Source organism: Nostoc sp. C052, from assembly GCF_013393905.1.
Classification (GTDB): Bacteria; Cyanobacteriota; Cyanobacteriia; order Cyanobacteriales; family Nostocaceae; genus Nostoc.
In genome coordinates, this window is the sequence record NZ_CP040272.1 from 4,893,347 (window position 1) to 4,913,906 (window position 20,560).

A 20,560-nucleotide genomic window follows, 5' to 3' on the forward strand; every position below is an offset into this window, starting at 1 on the left:
TGCTCCCTGCCTTTTACGGAGGTGAACCTACGGTTGCACCGTTGGGAATATCTAACTCAATATTTGGCCCCCGGTCTAAGACTTCAATATCCCACTGTCCACGGGTGGCGGTTTCAAAGACAATATAACGTCCATCTGGGCTGATATTTGGTTTTCTGACCCAGCCGCGATAAATTGGTGTGACAATTTGCGACTGTTGCGTAGCGCGATCGTAAAGCGCTACCACTGGTCTACCTTGGTCACTAGTAAGATAAGAAATATAACGCCCGGTGTAGCTCAAACTTGGACTTTCGGCAATTGTCTCCTGTCGGTTTATTCCCGGTGTGCTAATAAACAGTTGCCTCTCCAAATCGTACACCAAGAGTTGCTGATTACCATTTCGATTAGATACAAACGCTAAAAAGCGCCCATTTCCACTCAAGGCAGGTTGCTCTTCAGTGTAGCGACTGTTGAGGGAAGTAGGCCCTATAGAAATATCATTAGAACCACAAGATACAAGCAAACTTGTTAAACCAAAAACCAGGCTCCAATGAATTGGTCTTTGGAGCCAAAATGCCGGCGTAAATTTTTCCACCTCAACTGTTTTCCGTCGCCTCTAAATCTACTTCCACACCAAATGTTTTAAACATCGTCATCAAAATCGGTCAAATTATCTGGTCGCTCATTTGGTTTTTCAATTGGATTGTATGGCACATAATCAGTTGGGATCGCATCATCATCTTCGCGCGGTCTTCGAGGAGTTGAGTCAGTGGATGGACGACGCCTTCTTGGTCTGGGAGCAACATCATCTTCACGACTTTCGGGACGCTGCGGCCCATTATTACTGCGGCGAGAAGGTTTTCTGACTTCCCCACCAGAACTTTCCCAATCATCAACTTGCCTAGATGAAGAACCCCAATTTTCTTCTTCAGAACTTTCAGAAGGGCGATTTACAGGACGACCAGAAGTCCGCCGACGCGTTCTATCTCCTGAAGAAGCCTGTCTTTCACTACTGCTGCTGTTGCGGCGTTCTGTACGACGGGGGGGTTGCTCCTGGTAATAGTCATCACGTGTTGAAATCTCATCCCTACTACCCCGAATTCGGGGACGCACAGGGCGATCCTCTTCTTCATAAGGCAGTGGATCTAAGTCTGCATCCATTTCAGCCTGATACTTTCTGCGATCGTTGTATGAATAGCGATCGCTAACTGGTCGATCTTCGTCCACAATTGGAGTGTTGCGCTTTGCTTGCTGGGTAGCTATACTCCGCAGGCGAATACTTTCAACTGCAAAAAATACAGTTGTGCCAACTAAAAGTAATTGACCAAATTGTAGAATTGGGTCTAGCCGCCATCCTTGAAACACGAGAATAAAGCCGCAAAGCAAACCGACTGCCGCAAAAAAGATATCTTGATCCCGTGACAATTCTGGACGCACAGTGCGGAGAAAATACAGTGCTGCCCCAGCCACAGCCAGGAAAATTCCTAGAATACTGGCTGAGTTTGCTCCAAAATTTACCTGAGCCAGAAAATTGGCTGAGTTCAGCCCAAAATTTATCATTGCTGTTTTCCCAATATCAAATCTATGTTAGCGAGTCACAATTAAAATCACTACTGTAATTAGTCACGAAATATTGAAGCTTCAAAGCCTCTGGCAAAGAAGCTCTGAAGCTATTCACCGAAAAGTAAAAACACATACTTCTGTCATCTACAACCGCCACCAGCAGCATAAGTTGCTGCTTTTAGTGCAATTAAGTAGATAGCTGACAGACAATCGATTATGAGAGTTCAATTAACTCTCATAAGCATTATGAACGCTGAATTTTATCCTTTTGGCTAACGAAAATTAGACCGACTGTAGCAGGTATTACCACAATTGCAGCACCCCAAGCCAGACTCCAAAGAAAATTTGCTAAAGAAGGCGTCATACTTCTAAACCTTTTTTTACACACTTCATCTTAATTTTAATAGTGTATTACTTTCTTGAGAAGCCTCTAACTCCGAACTGCCAAACTTGGTAACTGCTGTGAGGGAGTTTACTTTTCTATTCCAGAATGAAGTGGCAGCATTTGGTTAAAATGATGATGAGAGTGCTTTACAAAGCTTCAAATTTTGTGGCGATGTCTACGATGGGCTACGCCTAAGCAAAGTGCGGCTTGCCCTTGCCCAAGTTTTTTCTTTCTTTACAGATAGATAGTAGCTGAAACCGATGACTGGTATTGACCTGACTGCTTGGATACTTGGCCCTGTATTAGGGGTGATGACATTTTTATTTATATTTCGTATCATTCTCACTTGGTATCCGCAAGTGGATCTGAATCGTTTGCCTTTTAATTTAATAGCTTGGCCCACTGAGCCATTTTTAATCCCGCTGCGAAAGCTAGTACAACCTATAGGTGGAGTAGATATTACACCTATTATTTGGGTTGGTATCTTTAGCCTGCTGCGAGAAATCCTACTAGGTCAACAAGGATTACTGACTATGCTATCTCGTGTGAATTAGGGATGGGGCATTGAAAAGAGGCAGAGGGGCAGGGTGCGGGGGGCAGAGGGAAAATTCTTCTCCCTGCTTCCCCAGTCCCCAATCCCCTAACCGTTCATTTCCTGCACAAAATTTGTATAGACTTTACCCTGCAAAAACTGTGGAGTTTCCATAATTTTTTGATGAAACCCGATGGTAGTGGGTAGTCCAGTGATGGCACATTCCCGCAGTGCGCGTTTCATCCGGTTAATAGCAGTGGGTCGATCTGGGGCCCAAACAATTAACTTGCCAATTAAGGAATCATAGTAGGGCGGGATTTGGTAATCTGTGTAAACGTGAGAATCAATCCGAACACCAGGGCCTCCGGGGGGAAGATAGCCGCTGATCCGTCCAGGAGAAGGGCGAAAATCATGATCGGGGTCTTCAGCGTTGATTCGGCATTCGATTGAATGACCTCGCAATACTACTTGGTCTTGGGTAAGCTTGAGTCTTTCCCCTTGGGCAATGCGGATTTGTTCAGCAACTAAGTCTATCCCCGTAATCATCTCTGTTACAGGGTGTTCTACTTGAATCCGGGTGTTCATTTCCATAAAGTAGAATTTACCGGATCTATCCAAGAGAAACTCAATAGTACCTGCACCACTGTAATTAATGAATTGGGCAGCTTTAACAGCAGCTTGTCCCATTTTCTCACGTAGGTCTTGGTCGAGAGCCGGACTAGGAGCTTCTTCTAATAGCTTTTGATTCCGGCGCTGAATTGAGCAATCGCGTTCACCCAAGTGAATGACATTACCATAGTTATCCGCCAAAATTTGAAATTCGATGTGGCGGGGACGTTCAATAAATTTTTCGATGTAAACGCCAGAATTACCAAAAGCTGCTCCTGCTTCCCCTTGGGCTGCGAGGAAGAGTTTGACAAACTCATCTTCAGAACGCACTAGGCGCATACCCCGTCCACCGCCACCGGCTGTAGCTTTAATCATTACTGGATAGCCGATATCCTTGGCGAATTCTAATCCTTCTTGCTCGGATTCTACCAATCCCTCACTACCTGGTACCGTCGGGACTCCAGCTTTTTGCATGGTTTCTTTGGCAGTGGATTTATCGCCCATCCGTCTCATAGAATCTGGAGTTGGGCCGATAAAAGCAATATGATGGTCGGCACAAATTTCCGCAAATCGGGCATTTTCTGCCAAAAAGCCATAGCCTGGATGAATGGCAGTCGCGTTGCGCGTCAGTGCAGCAGCAATAATATTGGGAATATTCAAATAACTTTTACTGCTAGCAGGTTCGCCAATGCAAACTGCTTCATCAGCAAGTTGGACGTGGAGAGCATTACGGTCTACGGTGGAGTGAACCGCAACTGTGGCAATCCCCATTTCTTCACAGGCGCGGAGAATGCGAAGGGCGATTTCTCCCCGATTGGCAATTAATATTTTGTCAAACTTCATTTTTTAGTTTCGATATCATTACCAGTAGATTGACATTTTCTCTGATCCAACTTGAAACAATGCTTCCGCATTATTTCAAATTATTGCAGGAGATTCGCCACCCTGATTTTAAGCAAACGTAAGATTGCAGGCTTGTTGCCTTTAAGGGTCTTACTACATTAACAACATTGCTGCTGTAAGTCTTGGCTAGACTACCAAGCTGGGATTTTGCGTAGACGTAGCCCGTCGTAGACATCGCTTACGGCGAGCAGGTACGCGATGGCTACGCCCGCCGCAGGCATCGCATCCCGCCGAACACAGTAGCTCTACCCTTTTCAATATCCCTTGTACAGCTGCTAAATTTCTGTCAGTCTGATACCGCCTTGAGAAAATTTATATTTTTGAGCAACTGAATTTAGATATCACCTTACTATAATTATTTTCTTATGCTATAGTCTATTCTTAGACAAATCATGCGGATGTGGCGGAATTGGTATACGCGCACGCTTGAGGTGCGTGTGGCTTTGCCTTGGGAGTTCGAGTCTCCCCATCCGCATTTTTGCTTGTTTAAGATAGGGTCAATAGTCACAGGTCAAAAAACCTTAGACTATTGACCCTTAAATATTAAGTTTGTAGTGAAGACTTTAGTCCTTTTCGGAACCACTCAGTGCTTACTACATATTAAGAATTGCCTTGTCAAAGTACTAGCTTTTTATGCTTTTATAGAAATAGGTGAAGTTTTGTAAAAAGCATTGACTATTACTTTTACGCCCACAAACAACCTAACAGTGCCACCAGCTTGGCATCGCCTCACTCCGATTTGGCAAGGAGGGGAGGAAGTAATTCAACAAAGTTTACCTCACACTCAGCTAGCACCTGCTTGGCAGCTAATGCTTTTGGGTGACGGCTCCCCAACACGTCACTTAGAATTGCTCACAGGTGAGCCTGTAGAAGTAGATGTTATTGATATGTCATTGATTGGTATGGACTTGGATGCTGCTCCTGAGTTAATACAAGCTGTCCCAGAACCGCGCCTACGGAGACAAGTATGGCTACGTACTGCTTCTGGTCAGCGATTAGCCTATGCTACTTCGTGGTGGGAAGCCAGTCATGTCGATGAGTATTTGCAAAACCGTTCATTACCAATTTGGGCAAGTTTAGCTCGTCTTCGCACAGAGTTGTATCGGGATGTTAGAGGAATTTACTACGGTGACTCATCGGCACTACAGTCGGGTTTTGATGTAACTGGGCCATTTTGGGGTCGCCATTACTTATTTTGGCATCATGGACAGCCATTGACTTTAATTTATGAAGTTTTTTCGCCTTATTTAACCAAATATTTGGGGCCTATGCAGTTGAGTGCAGTTAATGCTGAGACATAGTATTATTTAAAAGTTTTTCATTCTTGGCAGTGTGTCCCAGAGCATGAGAACTTTGCACCAATTTCAATAATACTATTGTTGTAAGGTAGGCGCTGTCTACAGTATTTAATTAATTTTGAATTTTTGATTTCTCAACAAATTACCAGTTGCTTCTCAGCAAAAATAACATCTATTCTGTATCATTTTGATGTAGATTCCTAAAAATGATAATTAAATCACACATCTGATTTGGAAGATTGGTAATCGATGCGAAATCTCGGACACTGAATTGATATTAGGTAGATAAAGTTAACACAACGGATGGAAGCTCTGTAAATATAAGGTAGTGTGGATTGCTTGCTGATAACTTGCAGCAATGCCCAAGTTAGTTATATCCTCGAAGTGCTTGAAATGACGGATGTGAACTTTTGGAGATTTATCGATAGAGGCAACTGTTTCAAGGAAGTATCCTGCGAAATTCAAGAAAGCGTGTTAAAAAAGGTAACTAACCACGAAAGAACTGCTTTTGAAACATTCGGGAAGGTTGATTACGGAAATATCATCAATTTTTAGGATGGAAAAATTTATGCAGTTAACTGCCCTAGATAACGAGAAATTTATTGGTTAATTTAACCAATCAAGCAAGTAATGAGTTTGCAAGTATGAGGTATAGGTTTCAATGGCACTACCTCTTGTGTCTGTTCGGATGAAAAAAAATAAGAAACCATCTCTGGTGCTGACGCTCTCGGCTGCTGGGTTATTGATTGCTGTGGGGAGTGCAGCATACTGGTTGTTAGCTCAGAGACGACTATCTTCTAGCGATTTGCTAGTAGGTGCAAATATTATTCCTGGTGATGCCCTGTTTGCGGTTTCTTTAACAACAGATCCCCAGCAGTGGCAAAAGTTGCGGCAGTTTGGGACAAGAGAAACCCAAGCAGAACTGGACAAAAATTTAGTTCAGTTACGCGATCGCTTTCTGACTAATAATGGTTATGACTTCCAAAAAGATATCGCTCCTTGGGTAGGCAATGACGTTACCATCGCAATCCTTGCCCCAGCAATCGGGAGTAAACCTACACCCAAGCCAGTTACTACCAATGAAGATGCTGGTAGCGATCAGCAATCGATGGTAATGGTATTGCCAGTAAAAAACCCAGAAATCGCCAAAAGCATTTTGGCACAACCCAAAACCCTTAAACAAGGTAAATGGATTGACCGTACTTATCAAGGGTTCGCTATCAAACAAAGTGAGGGACAAGTAGGGGAAAACTTCTCAGCTGCATTACTAGATGGGCGTTTTTTAGTTATAACTGATAATCCTAAAGCTACAGAAAGAGCGATCGATGCCTACAAAAATAAAACATCCTTAGCGACAACAGGGGGCTTTGCCGAGAATTTCCCGAAAATTTCCGATTACCAACCCTTTGCCCAGTTTTATGTAAATGTGCCAACAGCAGCCAAAATAGCCGCAGCCTCTCCAAATCGCCCTTTACCTGCTCAAGTTTTGGCTCAACTGCAAAATAACCAAGGTTTAGCGGGGACAATTACCTTAGAGTCAGAAGGAATCCGCTTCAAGGGCGTTTCTTGGCTAAACCCAAATAGTCAAAGAGTGCTGGCGGTGGAAAACAAAGCTGGGAAAATGCAAAGCCGCCTACCAGCCGAAACCTTAATGATGCTTTCGGGGGGCAACTTACAGCGATTGTGGGGAGATTATGTTTTAACATCCCAGGGAAATCCCCTCTCGCCGATCGCACCAGAACAGCTACGAGGTGGTGTAAAATCTCTTACCAATCTTGATTTAGATAAGGATTTACTCAGTTGGATGAAAGGTGAATTTTCTCTATCAGTGATTCCGACTACTCCAAAAGCAGGTTCACCAGATGATTTTCGTTCTGGCTTAGTGTTTATGGTAGAGGGAAGAAATCGCAACTCAGCTGAAGCATCCTTAAAACAGCTTGATGATGTGATGAGAAATCAATACCAGTTCCAAGTTCAACCGGGGAAAGTCGCTGGACAACCTGTTGTTAACTGGATTTCACCCTACGGTACTTTAACTGCTACCCACGGTTGGTTAGATGGAGATGTCGCCTTCTTGGTAGTGGGCGCTCCGATCACAGATAAAATTGTTCCCAAACCTAACAACACACTAGCTAGTACTCTTCCCTTCCAACAAACAGTTCCTACAGAACCAAATCCGACAAATGGTCAATTTTTTCTGGATGTGGAAAAAACTGTGAAAAATTTTCCATTACCAACTCTAATTCCCAATCAACAAACTTTGCTAGATGCAACGCGCTCAATTGGGATGACATCTGCTGTCAGCGACAGTCGCAGTAACACCTACGACATTTTTATCGCACTCAAAAAAGTTACTAATGCGACTGCTTTGCCTACTCCAGAAAGTAGATAGGGGATTGGGGATTGGGGAGTAGGCAGGCAGGGAACAGGGAGCAAGGGAGAAAAGTTTTCCCCTCCGCACCCCGCCCCTCTGCCTCTTTCCCAATGCCCCATTCTCTATTTCCCTTTAACCATATAGGATCAAAACAGTCAGAATCGATATTTTAAATTATCCACGGAGAGAAGACTTTATGAATCTGGTTGTACTCCAGAATTGGCTGGACAATGCCTCCTTTGCCATATTATTCCTAACAATGCTGGTTTATTGGGGAGGAGCGGCTTTTCCGAATCTGCCTTATCTAGCCGCTTTGGGGACAGCTGGGATGGCGATCGCAAATTTGTGTATAGCTACTCTACTAGGGGCAAGATGGATCGAAGCTGGTTACTTTCCCTTAAGTAATCTTTATGAATCTCTGTTTTTCTTAACTTGGGGAATTACCGCAGTCCATCTGATTGCCGAAAATAGTAGCCGTAGCCGCTTAGTAGGGGTTGCTACATCTCCGGTGGCAATGGCGATCGCAGCTTTTGCTACCATGACACTACCATCCCAGATGCAGGCGTCAGAACCTTTAGTACCTGCTTTGAAGTCAAATTGGCTGATGATGCATGTCAGCGTCATGATGTTGAGTTATTCTGCTTTGATGGTGGGTTCGTTATTAGCGATCGCTTTTTTAATTGTCACTCGCGGTCAAAACATCCAACTACAAGGCAGTTCTGTTGGCACTGGCGGCTATCGCAGCAATGGCTACCGCTTGCACAAAGCCACTGAACTAATTTCTCAACCATCAGCCCCCGCTGTCGAAAATAATGGCTTTGCTCGTTTTGAAAGTAGTAGCAACGGCAACGCGAACACCGCTGTTTTGGGTTTAGTCACAACAACCCCAATCCAAAATCCACAAGACGCTCGAGGACTCGCTAACGCTTCGCTATCCGAAATCCACAATTCTGAACCCCTTTCGCCCCAACGCCTTAGCCTTGCTGAAACCCTCGACAACATCAGCTATCGCATCATCGGATTAGGGTTTCCGCTGCTGACAATTGGTATCATTGCCGGTGGTGTTTGGGCTAACGAAGCCTGGGGTTCTTACTGGAGTTGGGACCCGAAAGAAACTTGGGCATTAATCACCTGGTTAGTTTTCGCTGCCTACCTTCACGCCAGAATTACTCGCGGCTGGCAAGGGCGCAGTCCCGCAATTTTAGCCTCCGCCGGCTTGCTTGTCGTTTGGGTTTGCTATCTCGGCGTGAATCTTTTGGGTAAAGGTTTGCATTCTTACGGTTGGTTTTTCTAATACAGCGGTTCCATAGACTCTGACCTTTTGAGGAGAGAGACTTTGAATCTTCCCCCTTTCCCTTGTAAGGCAAGGGATGGGGGTTAGGTCTGTATTGAACTCAACAGAAAACCGCCATAACCTTTAAAATCATTATTTTATTTCGGATGAACTGTTATATCTCTAGAAAATATAGATTTAGTGACAGGAGATTTTTATGGAAGATGGATTTGAGAGACTAAATCATGATGAAGTTGTGTCTATAGAACCAGACACTTTTAATAAGTTAAATATTGCTAAAACTTTTAAAGTCCGTGATTTGATTACAGCAATTAAGGAATATATTGGAGCAGAAGAGACAGATGAAGTAAATTTGTATACCCAAGGATTAAATTGTGAAGTTTTGCAATTTAGCACTCAGGGATGGAAAAAAGGAAAAGTTAGACTTGCTTTAGAATTTTGTTCTGATGAATCTGAGTCGCCACTGGATGAAATTTTTCAAAAACTCAAACAAGTGGAAAATTAATACCCAATGAGGATTCCTAAGTTCATTGATGAAACTAAGTTAACAAGATATTAACTTCAGAAAATATTTATGCTTCGAGGGTGGGTATCTTACTCGCCCTTTTTTACTGGTATTGCTATAGTAGCGGATAACACATTTAACTAAGTGCGATCGCATCTACTATCAATATGGATAAAGAGTCTCAAAATCGCTTAAAACACTTTGCTGCTTTAAAGTCCAAGTACCAAGCAACTAATTATCCCGATTCATCACCCTCTAGTCTTCTTTATCTCATCCTGCGAAAAGTTGACTTAGGAATTCAACTAACTACACTAGAAATTGAATGGTTGAGAGAACATGAGCTTGAATTTATATGTCAAGAAGAGCAAGATAAATTAAAGGACTTTGTAAATTTAGGGGTTGAATTCTCAAAATTAAAGTCTAAGTACAAAGCTACAAAGCATGGTACTTCCTGGCAATCTAGTCATCTGTATTCTATACTTTGGAAAATTGATTCAGGGAATTTACTTACTGATTCAGAAGTTCAATGGCTGAGAGAAAATGATTTATCTGAAGCGAAGAAGATTGCTCAAGAAATGAAGAAGATTGCTCAAGAGATGAAGAAGATTGATCAAGAGAGAAACCGATTTACTCAACTCAAATATAAGTACAAAGCTACTCAATATCAAAACTCATATCTTGATAGTTTCTTGCATCAAATACTAAAAAAGTTAGAAGTTACAGAACGTTTAAGTGATTCTGAATATAATTGGCTGCTTAATAACCAACTCTTGGAAACAGCAGAAATTTTTAAGCAACAGGAGTCAGTAAAAGAAGCTCAATTTGCTGATTTAAAAGATAAATACCAAGCGATTAAACATTCAGATTTATCATTATCCAGTCCACTATATCCAATACTGCAAAACATTGACGCAAAAAATAATTTGAGTGGTTCAGAAATTAACTGGTTAGAACAGCAAGGATTTAGCGAAACAATTGCGATTGCTCAAGAGTTAGAACAAACACGAGAATTTACTGCCTTGAGAGCTAAGTATAAGGTCACTCATTATGATGATTTATCGCCTAAGAGTCACCTATATAAAGTTCTCAAAAAACTTGATTTCTCACATCACTTAGGTGAACAGGATATTAACTTCTTGAGAAAGCGTAAGCTGACTAAGACAATAGAAATTTATCACGATAAATACGCTAGTAATCTCAAGTTAAATATAGAATCAGGAAAAGCTCTAAATGAATTAGAAATTGAGTGGCTGAAAATTAATGGACGAGAAAATATAATTATTCTCGCCCAACAAAAGCACTTTGCAGCTTTGAAATCAAAATATGATGTTTTAGCTTATCAAGATAAATCACACACTAGTCTTTTATACACAATTTTGCAAAAACTTGAATTAAAAGAGCGACTTGAACCAACAGAGTTTGCTTGGCTACAAGAGACTAAAATTAAAGTGCCTCAACCAACAGCTAATTATTATAGCTGGCAAAAAGAGCCTAAGTATCAAGAGAAGAATTTAGTCTCTGGTAAAATTTGGATTGCTTACCACACAATTGAAGCAAATTTCTATGAGCAGGAGTTTAAGCGCACTGACAACAAATGGAACTTAGCAAATGCTAGTAGTCATTGGCGCAAAGCAGATAAACCAGAACAGGCATTGCAACTGACTAACAATTTAGAATTCGACAACATCAAAGAAAATAAACTCAAGTCAGCTTTGCTAACTAGCAGAGGTGGAGCCTTTCGAGATATTGAAAAATTAGATAAAGCAGAAAATTGCGCTCGTCAAGCTATTGAGTATCAGCCAAAAAGCCATCACCCTTACACCTTGATGGGAGCTATTTGTTTTGAACGGCATCAATATTCAGATGGTGAGTATTGGTTTCAAGAAGCAATCAAACGTGGGGCTAATCCTAGAGATATGGATTCTGAAATCAAGCGAGTAGTGAAAAATGCTAAGGATGAAAATAAGCGTCGGGAAGTAATAGAATATTTACTGAAAAAAGATTCACAACGATATGCTTGGGCTAAGTCTTATCTCAAAAAATCGTCAGACAATGGTAAGTAAACTGGTTTGCATCACCAAACTACCAACATGACCAGATTCATCCATGACCAATTTGCCAAAGACTACCTCGAACAATTACTCACTCCTTACGGTGAAGTCCAAGTACCTAGACGAGTCGCAGGAGAAGTTAGACAGATTGATGTTTATTTCATTCCCAAACCACAACCAAGAGACATCCCAGGAACATTCGGATTATTAGGTCAAATTGTAACTACCCCTTCTCTACTTGAACCCTTTCGTAACGCAGCCTCAGCTACAGAAATTTGCGATTGTCTCTTAAAATTATTAGAGGTGCGTGGCGATTTACAACGACAAGCAAATCGGAATAAAACTCGTATTCTAGAATCTGATTTACCAAAGTTATGGATTCTTACCCCTACAGCATCAGCGCAACTCTTATCAGGATTTGGTGCTAACCCAAAAGATGACTACCTGCCTGGAATATACTTCATGCCAGAATATTTGCGTACCGCGATAGTAACAATTCATCAGTTGCCATCTATCTCAGAAACCTTATGGCTGAGAATCATCGGTAGGGGAAACGTTCAAAAGCAAGCAATTGACGAACTAGAAGCACTTACTCCTGATAATACTTTCCGAAAAGCAGCGTTAGAATTGCTGTACAACTTGCAACAAAACTTACAAGTCACTCAAAATAAAGACGAGGAAGATAGGGAATTACTTATGCGATTAGCACCACTTTACCAACAAGACCGCGAACAGGCTAAACAACAAGGAATTCAGCAGGGAGAACGCTTAGTGGTAGAAAACTTGCTCAAAGTTCGGTTTGGTGAAATAGATAATGAGCTTCAAGCAATTATTGAACCTTTATTATTGTTACCGCCAGAAGAGTTTACGCCTTTACTGTTGCAGTTGTCTCGTGAAGAATTAATTCATCGGTTTTGCTAGTGTTTATCACATATCCTTAAATGAGTTTTTATTTTGTCATGCTAATTGCATTTATAATCGGTCTTTTTTGATGCTTAATATAGATAAATTACAATTTTCACCGATTATTCTTGCTAAGACCGTGATACATTTTTAGATTCCCGACTGATTAAATAAGTCGGGAATCTTGTTGTTAAGCTGTTGTAGCGATCGCTCAACAGTGTAAAATGTCTCATGTAGAGTTGGATTAAGCAGATAAGGGCGATCGCTGATGTATGATATGGCAACTTAATATGAATAATTAAACATGGATTTTCTGACAATTCTAGGATTAGCTGCCGCAACAATAACCACAATCTCTTTTTTGCCACAGATGTTTAAAACTTGGCAAACAAAATCAGCAAAAGATGTTTCTTTAGTGACGCTAATTACATTCATAACTGGTATCTTTTTGTGGTTAATTTATGGAATTTATCTACAATCTTTACCGATTATTCTTGCCAACAGCGTAACATTGGTTTTTAACTTAATTATTCTATGGCTTAAAATTAAATATAGATAAACTTGCATCTAATAAATACCTGTGACATCATCTGTATTTGACTCTGAACGCCTTCTATTTAAACCCACCACCCCAGATATCAACGCAATTCCCATAATCTTCGCCTTTCCCAACGAGTACAGCGTAGGTATAACTAGTCTCGGCTATCAGGTGGTGTGGGCTACTTTTGCAATGCGTGATGATGTGCAGGTGAGTCGCCTGTTTACCGATATTCACGAACAAATCCCTAGAAAGCCGGAAATTGTGGGATTTTCGATTTCGTGGGAACTGGATTATGTGAATATTCTAAATTTGCTGGAATCTTTAGAAATTCCTATTCGAGGAACCTCCCGTGATGATTCTCATCCGATAATTTTTGGTGGTGGCCCAGTTCTTACTGCTAACCCCGAACCTTTTGCAGATTTTTTTGATGTCATTTTACTGGGGGATGGCGAAATCTTGTTAGGGAATTTTATTGAGGCTTATAAAGAAGTCAGAAATGCCTCAAGACAAACTCAACTAAAAAGACTTGCACAAATACCAGGAATTTATGTACCCAGTTTATATGAGGTGGAATATCACACAAGAGATGGTGAAGTAAAGTCAATTAAACCAATTTTTCCTGAAATTCCCGCAGTGGTGCAAAAGCAAACTTACAGAGGAAATACCCTATCGGCATCGACTGTAGTCACTGAAAAAGCCGCATGGGAAAATATTTACATGGTGGAAGTGGTGAGAAGTTGTCCAGAAATGTGCCGCTTTTGTTTGGCGAGTTATCTCACACTGCCTTTTAGAACAGCGAGTCTGGAAGATTCATTAATTCCAGCGATCGCCAAAGGTTTAGAAGTCACAAATCGGCTAGGATTATTAGGGGCTTCAGTTACTCAACATCCAGAGTTTGAGGCGTTGCTAGATTATATTAGTCAGCCAAAATATGATGATGTCCGTCTCAGTATTGCCTCAGTGCGAACTAATACTGTAACAGTCCAGTTAGCAGAAACTTTGACGAAACGAGACACGCGATCGCTTACCATTGCTGTAGAGAGTGGTTCTGAAAAAATCCGGCAAATCGTCAACAAAAAGCTGCATAACGATGAAATTATACAAGCAGCCATAAATGCCAAAGCTGGCGGATTAAAAAGCTTGAAACTCTACGGAATGGCAGGAATTCCTGGTGAAGAAGCAGAAGATTTAGAGCAAACCGTGGCGATGATGCGTAATATCAAAAAAGCTGCGCCGGGATTGCGCTTAACATACGGATGCAGCACCTTTGTACCTAAAGCACACACACCCTTTCAATGGTTTGGGGTAAATCGCCAAGCCGAAAAGCGGTTGCAGTTTTTGCAAAAACAGCTAAAACCACAGGGGATAGAATTTCGCCCAGAAAGCTATAATTGGTCGATTATACAGGCTTTGTTATCGAGAGGCGATCGCAGACTCTCCCAACTTCTTGAACTTACTCGTGACTTTGGCGATTCCTTGGGTAGCTACAAACGTGCTTTCAAGCAACTCAAAGGACAAATCCCCGATTTAGATTTCTATGTCCACGCCGAATGGTCAACAGAACAAGTATTACCCTGGAGCCACTTGCAAGGGCCTCTGCCACAGTCTACACTACTAAAGCATTTGGCTGATGCTAAAAGTTATATCAATCCATCTCCAAAACAATTACAGCCATTGACTTTATAGCTGAAAACTTGATGCAAAACACAGCTGAGTATTACTGCGCCTATTGCGGCGAACCGAACTTAACTTTTATTGATTTGAGTGCTGGAGGACAGCAATCTTACGTTGAAGATTGTCAAGTTTGTTGTAACCCAAATATTTTGTATGTGCGGGTTGATGAAGATACCCTAGATATCGAAATTGATACCGAATCCGAAAGTTGAATTTTAGGTTTTTCTTTCCATGCTGCACTTTAAACATTCCTCAGTAATTAATGCCACACCAGAAGTAGTTTGGAAATTTCACGAAAGGCCAGATATTTTACAAATGTTAAATCCACCTTGGCAGCCAGTCCAAATAGTTCGTCGTGAGGGGGGTCTAAATGTGGGTGCTATCACCGAATTTCGCTTGTTTCTCGGCCCATTACCCTTAACTTGGTTAGCGCGTCATACTGAATGTGAAAAATATCGTCTGTTTACCGACGAACAAATATCTGGCCCTTTCGAGTATTGGGTACATCGACATGAATTTGAACCGGAAAATGGCAAAACTAGACTAACTGATGCTATCTCCTTCTCTATGCCTGGTGGAGGAACAGTTGAATTTATCAGTGGTTGGCTAGTGCAAGCGCAATTAGAAGCAATGTTTCGCTATCGGCACTACGTAACTAAACGTGAGTGTGAGTCATATTAAAGTAATTGTCATTCATTCGTCCAGAATCATTATCTTATAGTAAGTGGCTCCAGCACATTAGCTTATTAGGAGCCATACTATAAGTTTGAAAAATACTATTATTTGCTCTTTTTTAGTTTGGGCAATAACACTCAGGAGATATTCTAACTTTCGTTAGATTTTTTTGGCATTTGAAATAAAATTTTGCTAATTTCAAAGTATTTTCTTAAAATCTTGCAAATCCATTCTTTAGAGGTTGTTTGAAAAGTCTAATTTATTACTCACCGGGCGACTTCCAGTCGCCTAATACTTTTCAAATATTTTCTTAGACTTGTTTACGCTTTGATACCATAGATAGCTAATTATTTTACCATCTTTTCCCCAAGCTTCATCTGCTTAAAAAGCCCCCTATTAAAAACACTAGTTTTTATAATCACCAATGGTATCAGTACTATGACTTATGTAATCCAACCACCATACCAAAAACAGTTGTTGGTATGGCGGTTGAATGTGTAATAATAGTTAAAGTATCTTAATATTTCTAAACATCTTAAAGTGTTGGCACTATCCAATGCAAAACACTGACCACTAATAGAGTTTTCTGGCTGGTGGTTAGTGCTTTTTGTGGTGACTATATTTTAGGAATTTTTACCTGAATACTAGGCGGAGTGAAAGCGTGATTCAATTAGAACAACCACCCAGTCATCAAACAAAACTGACTCCAGTAGTGAAAAGTAAATCTCAGTTTAAAGGACTTTTCATTGCTATTGTCATTGTTAGTGCATGGGTTATTAGCTTGAGTTTATTACTTCCCCTTGACATCTCCAAGTTAAAACTTTGGATGCTATTGCCTAGCATAGCTTGGCAAACATTTTTATATACGGGATTATTTATTACATCTCATGATGCTATGCATGGGATAGTGTTTCCTCAAAACAGCAAAATTAATCATCTTATTGGGACATTAACCCTATCTCTTTATGGTCTTTTACCATATAAAAAATTATTAAAAAAGCATTGGTTACACCACCACAATCCAGCAACTCAAATAGATCCAGATTTTCATAATGGTAAATACAAAAACTTCTTTGCTTGGTATTTACATTTTATGAAAGGTTACTGGAGTTGGGGACAAATAATTGCTCTAAGCATTATTTATAACTTTGCAAAATATATACTCCATATACCCAGTGATAATTTAAATTACTTTTGGGTATTTCCTTCGCTTTTAAGTTCATTCCAATTATTTTATTTTGGTACTTTCCTCCCACATAGCGAACCAACGGGGGGCTATATTCAGCCTCATTGTGCCCAGACAATTAGCCGTCCAATTTGGTGGTCATTTATCACATGCTATCATTTCGGCTATCACGAGGAACATCACGAATATCCTCATGTTCCTTGGTGGCAGTTACCAGAAATTTACAAAGCAAAATAGTTCTTGTTTTTCTAATAAATAAATGGGCATGAATAAATAATTAAAGGTTTCAGCCCTTAAAATAAGTCTGGGGCTGCTTACTAAGAGCAAATTTATTCTGCTTATGCCAATTAATAATTCTCGTCTTGTCACTTATAGCCCTGCTTATACAATCGTTCCTACTTACGAGTGCTTTAATCGGTGTAGTTACTGCAATTTTCGCAGCGAACCAGGTAAAAGTCCCTGGATGAGTCTTTCAGATGCAGAAAGTATTTTAAAACCACTTCAAAACGAAAAAGTCTGCGAAATTCTCATACTGAGCGGTGAAGTACATCCCCATTCGCCAAAGCGTCAGGCGTGGTTTGAGCGGATTTATGATTTGTGTGAATTAGCGCTTTCAATGGGATTTTTACCTCATACAAACGCGGGCCCACTGAGTTTTGAAGAAATGCAAAAGCTCAAGCATGTGAATGTTTCGATGGGGCTGATGTTGGAACAGTTAACGCCAACATTGTTAAATAGTGTACATCGGCACGCACCGAGTAAATTACCAGAAGTTCGTTTACAGCAATTGCAATGGGCGGGAGAGTTGCAGATTCCCTTTACAACTGGGTTACTGTTGGGAATTGGGGAAACTTTAGATGATTGCTGGGAAACATTAACAGCTATATCTCAATTACATCAACGTTATCACCACATTCAAGAAGTTATTCTGCAACCTCATAGTCCAGGATATCAGCAAACTTTTGATGCACCACCTTTTGACCCTCATCAGTTACCAGAAGTAATTTTTAAGGCGCGTCAGATTTTACCGCCAGATATTACGATTCAAATTCCGCCCAATTTAGTTAAAGATGACCGATGGTTACTCGCTTGTATAGAAGCTGGTGCGCGAGATTTGGGCGGAATTGGGCCAAAAGATGAGGTGAATCCCGATTATCCTCATGTTCAGGAACAGGTATTAAGAAAAATTTTACAACCTGCGGGGTGGGAATTGATGCCGCGTTTACCGATTTATCCGCAATTTGATAGCTGGTTGTCGGGAGAATTACAAACAGCGGTGAAACGCTGGCGCAAGACTCTAACCCCAATTTCTCTTTTGTAAGAACAAGAAAGTATAGATTTTCCCATCTCGTAGTAGTTTTTTGCTGACGAGTATTTGAACTGGATGAATCCACCTCTGAACTCCGTTAACGAGTATTTGAACTGGATTCATCTACCTGAGTTCTGTATAATCTCGATTATTATGAGCATCGTTGCTATATTTTTTACCTATGCCTAATAATACTGACTTACTCGCAAACCTTTACAACGCCTTTAACCCCTTTGAACCCTTACCCGCAGGTGATCCCAAATATGTAGATTGTCAGGATGTGCGGGGAGATGCCGATATTTTGCAAGAGTTGGGAAATCGGATGCAACTGGCAAATACAAATACTTGCCAATTGTATTCTGGTCATCGGGGTGCGGGGAAGTCTACAGAATTACTCAGGTTAAAGAAGTATTTAGAAAATCGGAAATTTTATGTTGTCTATTTTGCGGCTGATGAAGAGGATATCGATTCTGAAGATGCCCAATATACAGATATTCTCCTCGCCTGTACCCGCCGTTTGCTCAAAGATTTAAAAGGAATTGCTAGTCCTCGCCCGATACTCGACTGGTTGAAAGATCGTTGGGTAGATTTAAAAGATTTGGCGCTGACTCCCATAGAATTTGAGAAGATGGCTGTAGAAGTGCAGCTTGCTCAATTCGCCAAGTTGACTGCAAATTTAAGGGCTGTTCCTGAATTACGCCAGAAGATTCGCCAAAAAATTGATCCTTACACCGTCACTTTAATTCAGGTGTTAAATGAGTTTCTGGTGGATGCAAAACAGCACTTACCTAATGGCTACAATAAACTGGCGGTAATTGTCGATAACTTAGATCGGATGGTGTTAGTCAAAGACGGCGATGGCCGCACCAACTATGAGGAAGTTTTTTTAGACCGCAGCGAACAACTCCAAGCTTTAGATTGCCATTTGATTTACACTGTCCCCATTTCAATGGTCTATTCTACCAGGGCAACAGACCTCAGAGACATCTACGGCGACCCCCAAATTTTGCCGATGATTATGGTAAACACTCTCAAAGGCGAAGTTTACCAGCCAGGACTCAAGAAAGTTAAAGAAGTAATTAACAAGCGAGTCCGGCAAATTGCACCGGAACTATCACTAGAAACAGAAATTTTCGACAGTCCCCAAACCTTAGACAGACTTTGTTTAATGAGTGGAGGTCATGTGAGGAATTTGCTATTGTTAACTCAAGATGCCATTGGACGCACTGAAGAGTTACCTGTTTCAGAAAAGGCAGTGCGACGAGCAATTACTCAAGCCAGAGATACTTATCGCCGCGCTGTGGAAAATCATCAATGGTGTCTGTTAGCGGAAGTGTCTTGTTCTAAGCGGATTATTAATGATGACTTGTATCGGAGTTTGATGTATAACCGTTGTCTTTTAGAATACCGCTATTTGGATGATGATGGAGAAATGCAGCGTTGGTATGATATTCATCCATTGATTCAAGGAATTCCAGAATTTAAAGAAGCCGTAGCGAAACTTTCATGAACCCAAATTTAAGTGATTGGGATGATGATTTACCCCCAGAACCAGAAGAAGCTTATCAAGACTTGCTTCGCGCACTGAAGCGTAAATCAGGATTTGGTTTGTTTTTTGTCCAATGTACACCTGTGGAAGCAGACCGTTTAATGGCCAAATTACCACAGGATATTCCCCAGAAGCATATAGAAGTTTTGCGCTTAGTTGAATCTTTTGATAATTTATATCAAAGAGTAGCTGAGTTTGTTCAAGATAAGCAAATTGATATTTTATTGATAAAAGGTCTGGAGTATTCTTTATACAAGTATGAGAAAAGAACTTTTGGGGAAATAACTGAAGGACAATTTAGCAATTTAACAAGTGTACCCCATATTTTAAATCATCTTAATCAACAGCGAGAACGGTTTCGAGATGATTTTAAATTCTGTTTTGTTTTCCTTTTGCATTCATTTTCAATAAACTATTTAATTCATCGTGCTCCAGATTTTTTTGATTGGCGTTCTGGAGTATTTGAATTACCAACAACACCAGAATTGTTAGATAAACAATCATCTCGCCTACTAGATGAGGCAGATTATTATGAATATTTGAAACTCAGCCCAGAAAAAAAGATAGAGAAAGTACTGGAAATTCAAGATATCCTAGCAGAGAAACATCAGACAGATAGCCAAAAAGCTAGTTTACTACGTGAACTTGGTAAGGTTTTACATTCTGCTGAGGAATTTGAAGCCGCGCTCGCATCCTTCGACAAAGCAGTTGAAATTAAACCTGACGAGTACTATGCTTGGAACGGTCGAGGGAGTGCGCTAGAGTATTTAGAACGCTATGAAGATGCGATATTATCCTATGACAAAGCACTCTCAATTAAACCTGATTACCACGAAGCTTGGAACAACCGGGGGAATGCACTACTTAATTTAGGACGTAATAAAGATGCGATATTATCCTATGACAAAGCACTCTCAATTAAACCTGATTACCACGAAGCTTGGAACATTCGGGGCTATGCGCTATATAATTTAGGACGCTTTGAAGAAGCGATCGCATCCTACGACCAAGCACTGAAATTTCAACCAGATTTACACGAAGCTTGGTACAATAAAGCTTGCTCTTATGCTCTCCAAGTTAATATTGAACAGGCACTAGAAAATTTACAAAAAGCAATTAATCTGAATCATGACGAATATCGAAAGATGGCAAAAACTGACTCAGATTTTGATGCTATCCGGGAAGATGAACGCTTTCAAGCTTTAATTGAATAACCGCTATAAATACTAA

The 20,560-nt window shown here is 40.8% G+C and carries 20 protein-coding genes and 1 tRNA gene; 16 read left to right on the top strand and 5 right to left on the bottom strand.

The window, feature by feature from the left end:
* Positions 1–13 precede the first annotated feature (13 nt).
* From FD723_RS20105 to psbX, 3 genes are all read right to left on the bottom strand, one after another.
* Positions 14–574 carry a PD40 domain-containing protein gene (locus tag FD723_RS20105; RefSeq protein WP_179066922.1) on the bottom strand — a complete coding sequence of 187 codons (561 nt, stop codon included), beginning with the start codon at positions 572–574 and terminating at the stop codon, positions 14–16.
* Positions 575–621: 47 nt separating this feature from the next.
* Entirely contained in the window at positions 622–1,539 is a 918-nt protein-coding gene (locus FD723_RS20110; protein WP_179066923.1) for a Ycf66 family protein, read from the bottom strand.
* A 247-nt stretch (positions 1,540–1,786) separates the two neighbouring features.
* Positions 1,787–1,906: a photosystem II reaction center X protein gene (psbX, locus tag FD723_RS20115; protein WP_087543624.1), complete on the bottom strand. Its 120-nt coding sequence runs from the start codon at positions 1,904–1,906 to the stop codon at positions 1,787–1,789.
* Positions 1,907–2,187: 281 nt separating this feature from the next.
* Here psbX and FD723_RS20120 point away from each other — a divergent pair, with 281 nt between their 5' ends.
* Positions 2,188–2,481: a YggT family protein gene (locus FD723_RS20120; protein ID WP_179066924.1), complete on the top strand. Its 294-nt coding sequence runs from the start codon at positions 2,188–2,190 to the stop codon at positions 2,479–2,481.
* 86 nt (positions 2,482–2,567) lie between these two features.
* Here the strand turns inward: FD723_RS20120 and accC are convergent, their stop codons facing one another.
* On the bottom strand, positions 2,568–3,911 hold the full coding sequence (accC, locus tag FD723_RS20125) for an acetyl-CoA carboxylase biotin carboxylase subunit (protein WP_179066925.1): 1,344 nt from the start codon (positions 3,909–3,911) through the stop codon (positions 2,568–2,570).
* A 454-nt stretch (positions 3,912–4,365) separates the two neighbouring features.
* Between accC and FD723_RS20130 the strand changes: the two genes are divergently transcribed.
* The 7 genes from FD723_RS20130 to FD723_RS20160 all read left to right on the top strand — a co-directional run bounded on the left by FD723_RS20130 (position 4,366) and on the right by FD723_RS20160 (position 12,414).
* A tRNA-Leu gene (locus FD723_RS20130) sits at positions 4,366–4,446 on the top strand.
* 196 nt (positions 4,447–4,642) lie between these two features.
* Complete coding sequence (locus tag FD723_RS20135; RefSeq protein WP_179066926.1) at positions 4,643–5,272, top strand: chorismate lyase; 630 nt, start codon at positions 4,643–4,645, stop codon at positions 5,270–5,272.
* A gap of 658 nt (positions 5,273–5,930) precedes the next feature.
* A complete protein-coding gene (locus FD723_RS20140; protein ID WP_179066927.1) occupies positions 5,931–7,661 on the top strand; it encodes a DUF3352 domain-containing protein in 1,731 nt (576 codons plus the stop codon).
* A gap of 178 nt (positions 7,662–7,839) precedes the next feature.
* Positions 7,840–8,937, top strand: coding sequence for a c-type cytochrome biogenesis protein CcsB (gene ccsB / locus FD723_RS20145; RefSeq protein ID WP_179066928.1), 1,098 nt, complete (start codon positions 7,840–7,842; stop codon positions 8,935–8,937).
* Positions 8,938–9,133: 196 nt separating this feature from the next.
* Positions 9,134–9,442 (top strand): KGK domain-containing protein, encoded by a 309-nt coding sequence (locus FD723_RS20150; protein ID WP_179066929.1) that lies wholly within the window; start codon positions 9,134–9,136, stop codon positions 9,440–9,442.
* Between the two features lie 167 nt (positions 9,443–9,609).
* The gene (locus FD723_RS20155) at positions 9,610–11,505 is read left to right on the top strand and encodes a hypothetical protein (RefSeq protein WP_179066930.1); all 1,896 of its coding nucleotides are present in this window, start codon (positions 9,610–9,612) and stop codon (positions 11,503–11,505) included.
* A 27-nt stretch (positions 11,506–11,532) separates the two neighbouring features.
* Positions 11,533–12,414, top strand: coding sequence for a hypothetical protein (locus FD723_RS20160; RefSeq protein ID WP_179066931.1), 882 nt, complete (start codon positions 11,533–11,535; stop codon positions 12,412–12,414).
* A 113-nt stretch (positions 12,415–12,527) separates the two neighbouring features.
* Here the strand turns inward: FD723_RS20160 and FD723_RS20165 are convergent, their stop codons facing one another.
* A complete protein-coding gene (locus FD723_RS20165; RefSeq protein ID WP_179063518.1) occupies positions 12,528–12,764 on the bottom strand; it encodes a hypothetical protein in 237 nt (78 codons plus the stop codon).
* Here FD723_RS20165 and FD723_RS20170 point away from each other — a divergent pair.
* From FD723_RS20170 to FD723_RS20205, 8 genes are all read left to right on the top strand, one after another.
* Positions 12,701–12,955: a SemiSWEET transporter gene (locus FD723_RS20170; protein WP_179066932.1), complete on the top strand. Its 255-nt coding sequence runs from the start codon at positions 12,701–12,703 to the stop codon at positions 12,953–12,955. The genes FD723_RS20165 and FD723_RS20170 overlap by 64 nt on opposite strands.
* 21 nt (positions 12,956–12,976) lie before the next feature.
* Positions 12,977–14,623 (top strand): radical SAM protein, encoded by a 1,647-nt coding sequence (locus FD723_RS20175; protein ID WP_179066933.1) that lies wholly within the window; start codon positions 12,977–12,979, stop codon positions 14,621–14,623.
* An 11-nt stretch (positions 14,624–14,634) separates the two neighbouring features.
* Entirely contained in the window at positions 14,635–14,823 is a 189-nt protein-coding gene (locus FD723_RS20180) for a CPXCG motif-containing cysteine-rich protein (RefSeq protein WP_012411100.1), read from the top strand.
* A 19-nt stretch (positions 14,824–14,842) separates the two neighbouring features.
* Positions 14,843–15,292 (top strand): SRPBCC family protein, encoded by a 450-nt coding sequence (locus tag FD723_RS20185; protein ID WP_179066934.1) that lies wholly within the window; start codon positions 14,843–14,845, stop codon positions 15,290–15,292.
* Positions 15,293–15,947: 655 nt separating this feature from the next.
* On the top strand, positions 15,948–16,709 hold the full coding sequence (gene crtW / locus FD723_RS20190; protein WP_179066935.1) for a beta-carotene ketolase CrtW: 762 nt from the start codon (positions 15,948–15,950) through the stop codon (positions 16,707–16,709).
* 103 nt (positions 16,710–16,812) lie between these two features.
* Positions 16,813–17,793: a 7,8-didemethyl-8-hydroxy-5-deazariboflavin synthase subunit CofG gene (gene cofG / locus FD723_RS20195; protein WP_179066936.1), complete on the top strand. Its 981-nt coding sequence runs from the start codon at positions 16,813–16,815 to the stop codon at positions 17,791–17,793.
* 169 nt (positions 17,794–17,962) lie between these two features.
* Positions 17,963–19,291, top strand: a complete 1,329-nt coding sequence (locus FD723_RS20200) for an AAA family ATPase (protein WP_179066937.1) — start codon at positions 17,963–17,965, stop codon at positions 19,289–19,291.
* Entirely contained in the window at positions 19,288–20,544 is a 1,257-nt protein-coding gene (locus tag FD723_RS20205; protein ID WP_179066938.1) for a tetratricopeptide repeat protein, read from the top strand. Before FD723_RS20200 ends, FD723_RS20205 begins: the two co-directional genes overlap by 4 nt.
* Positions 20,545–20,560 lie beyond the last annotated feature (16 nt).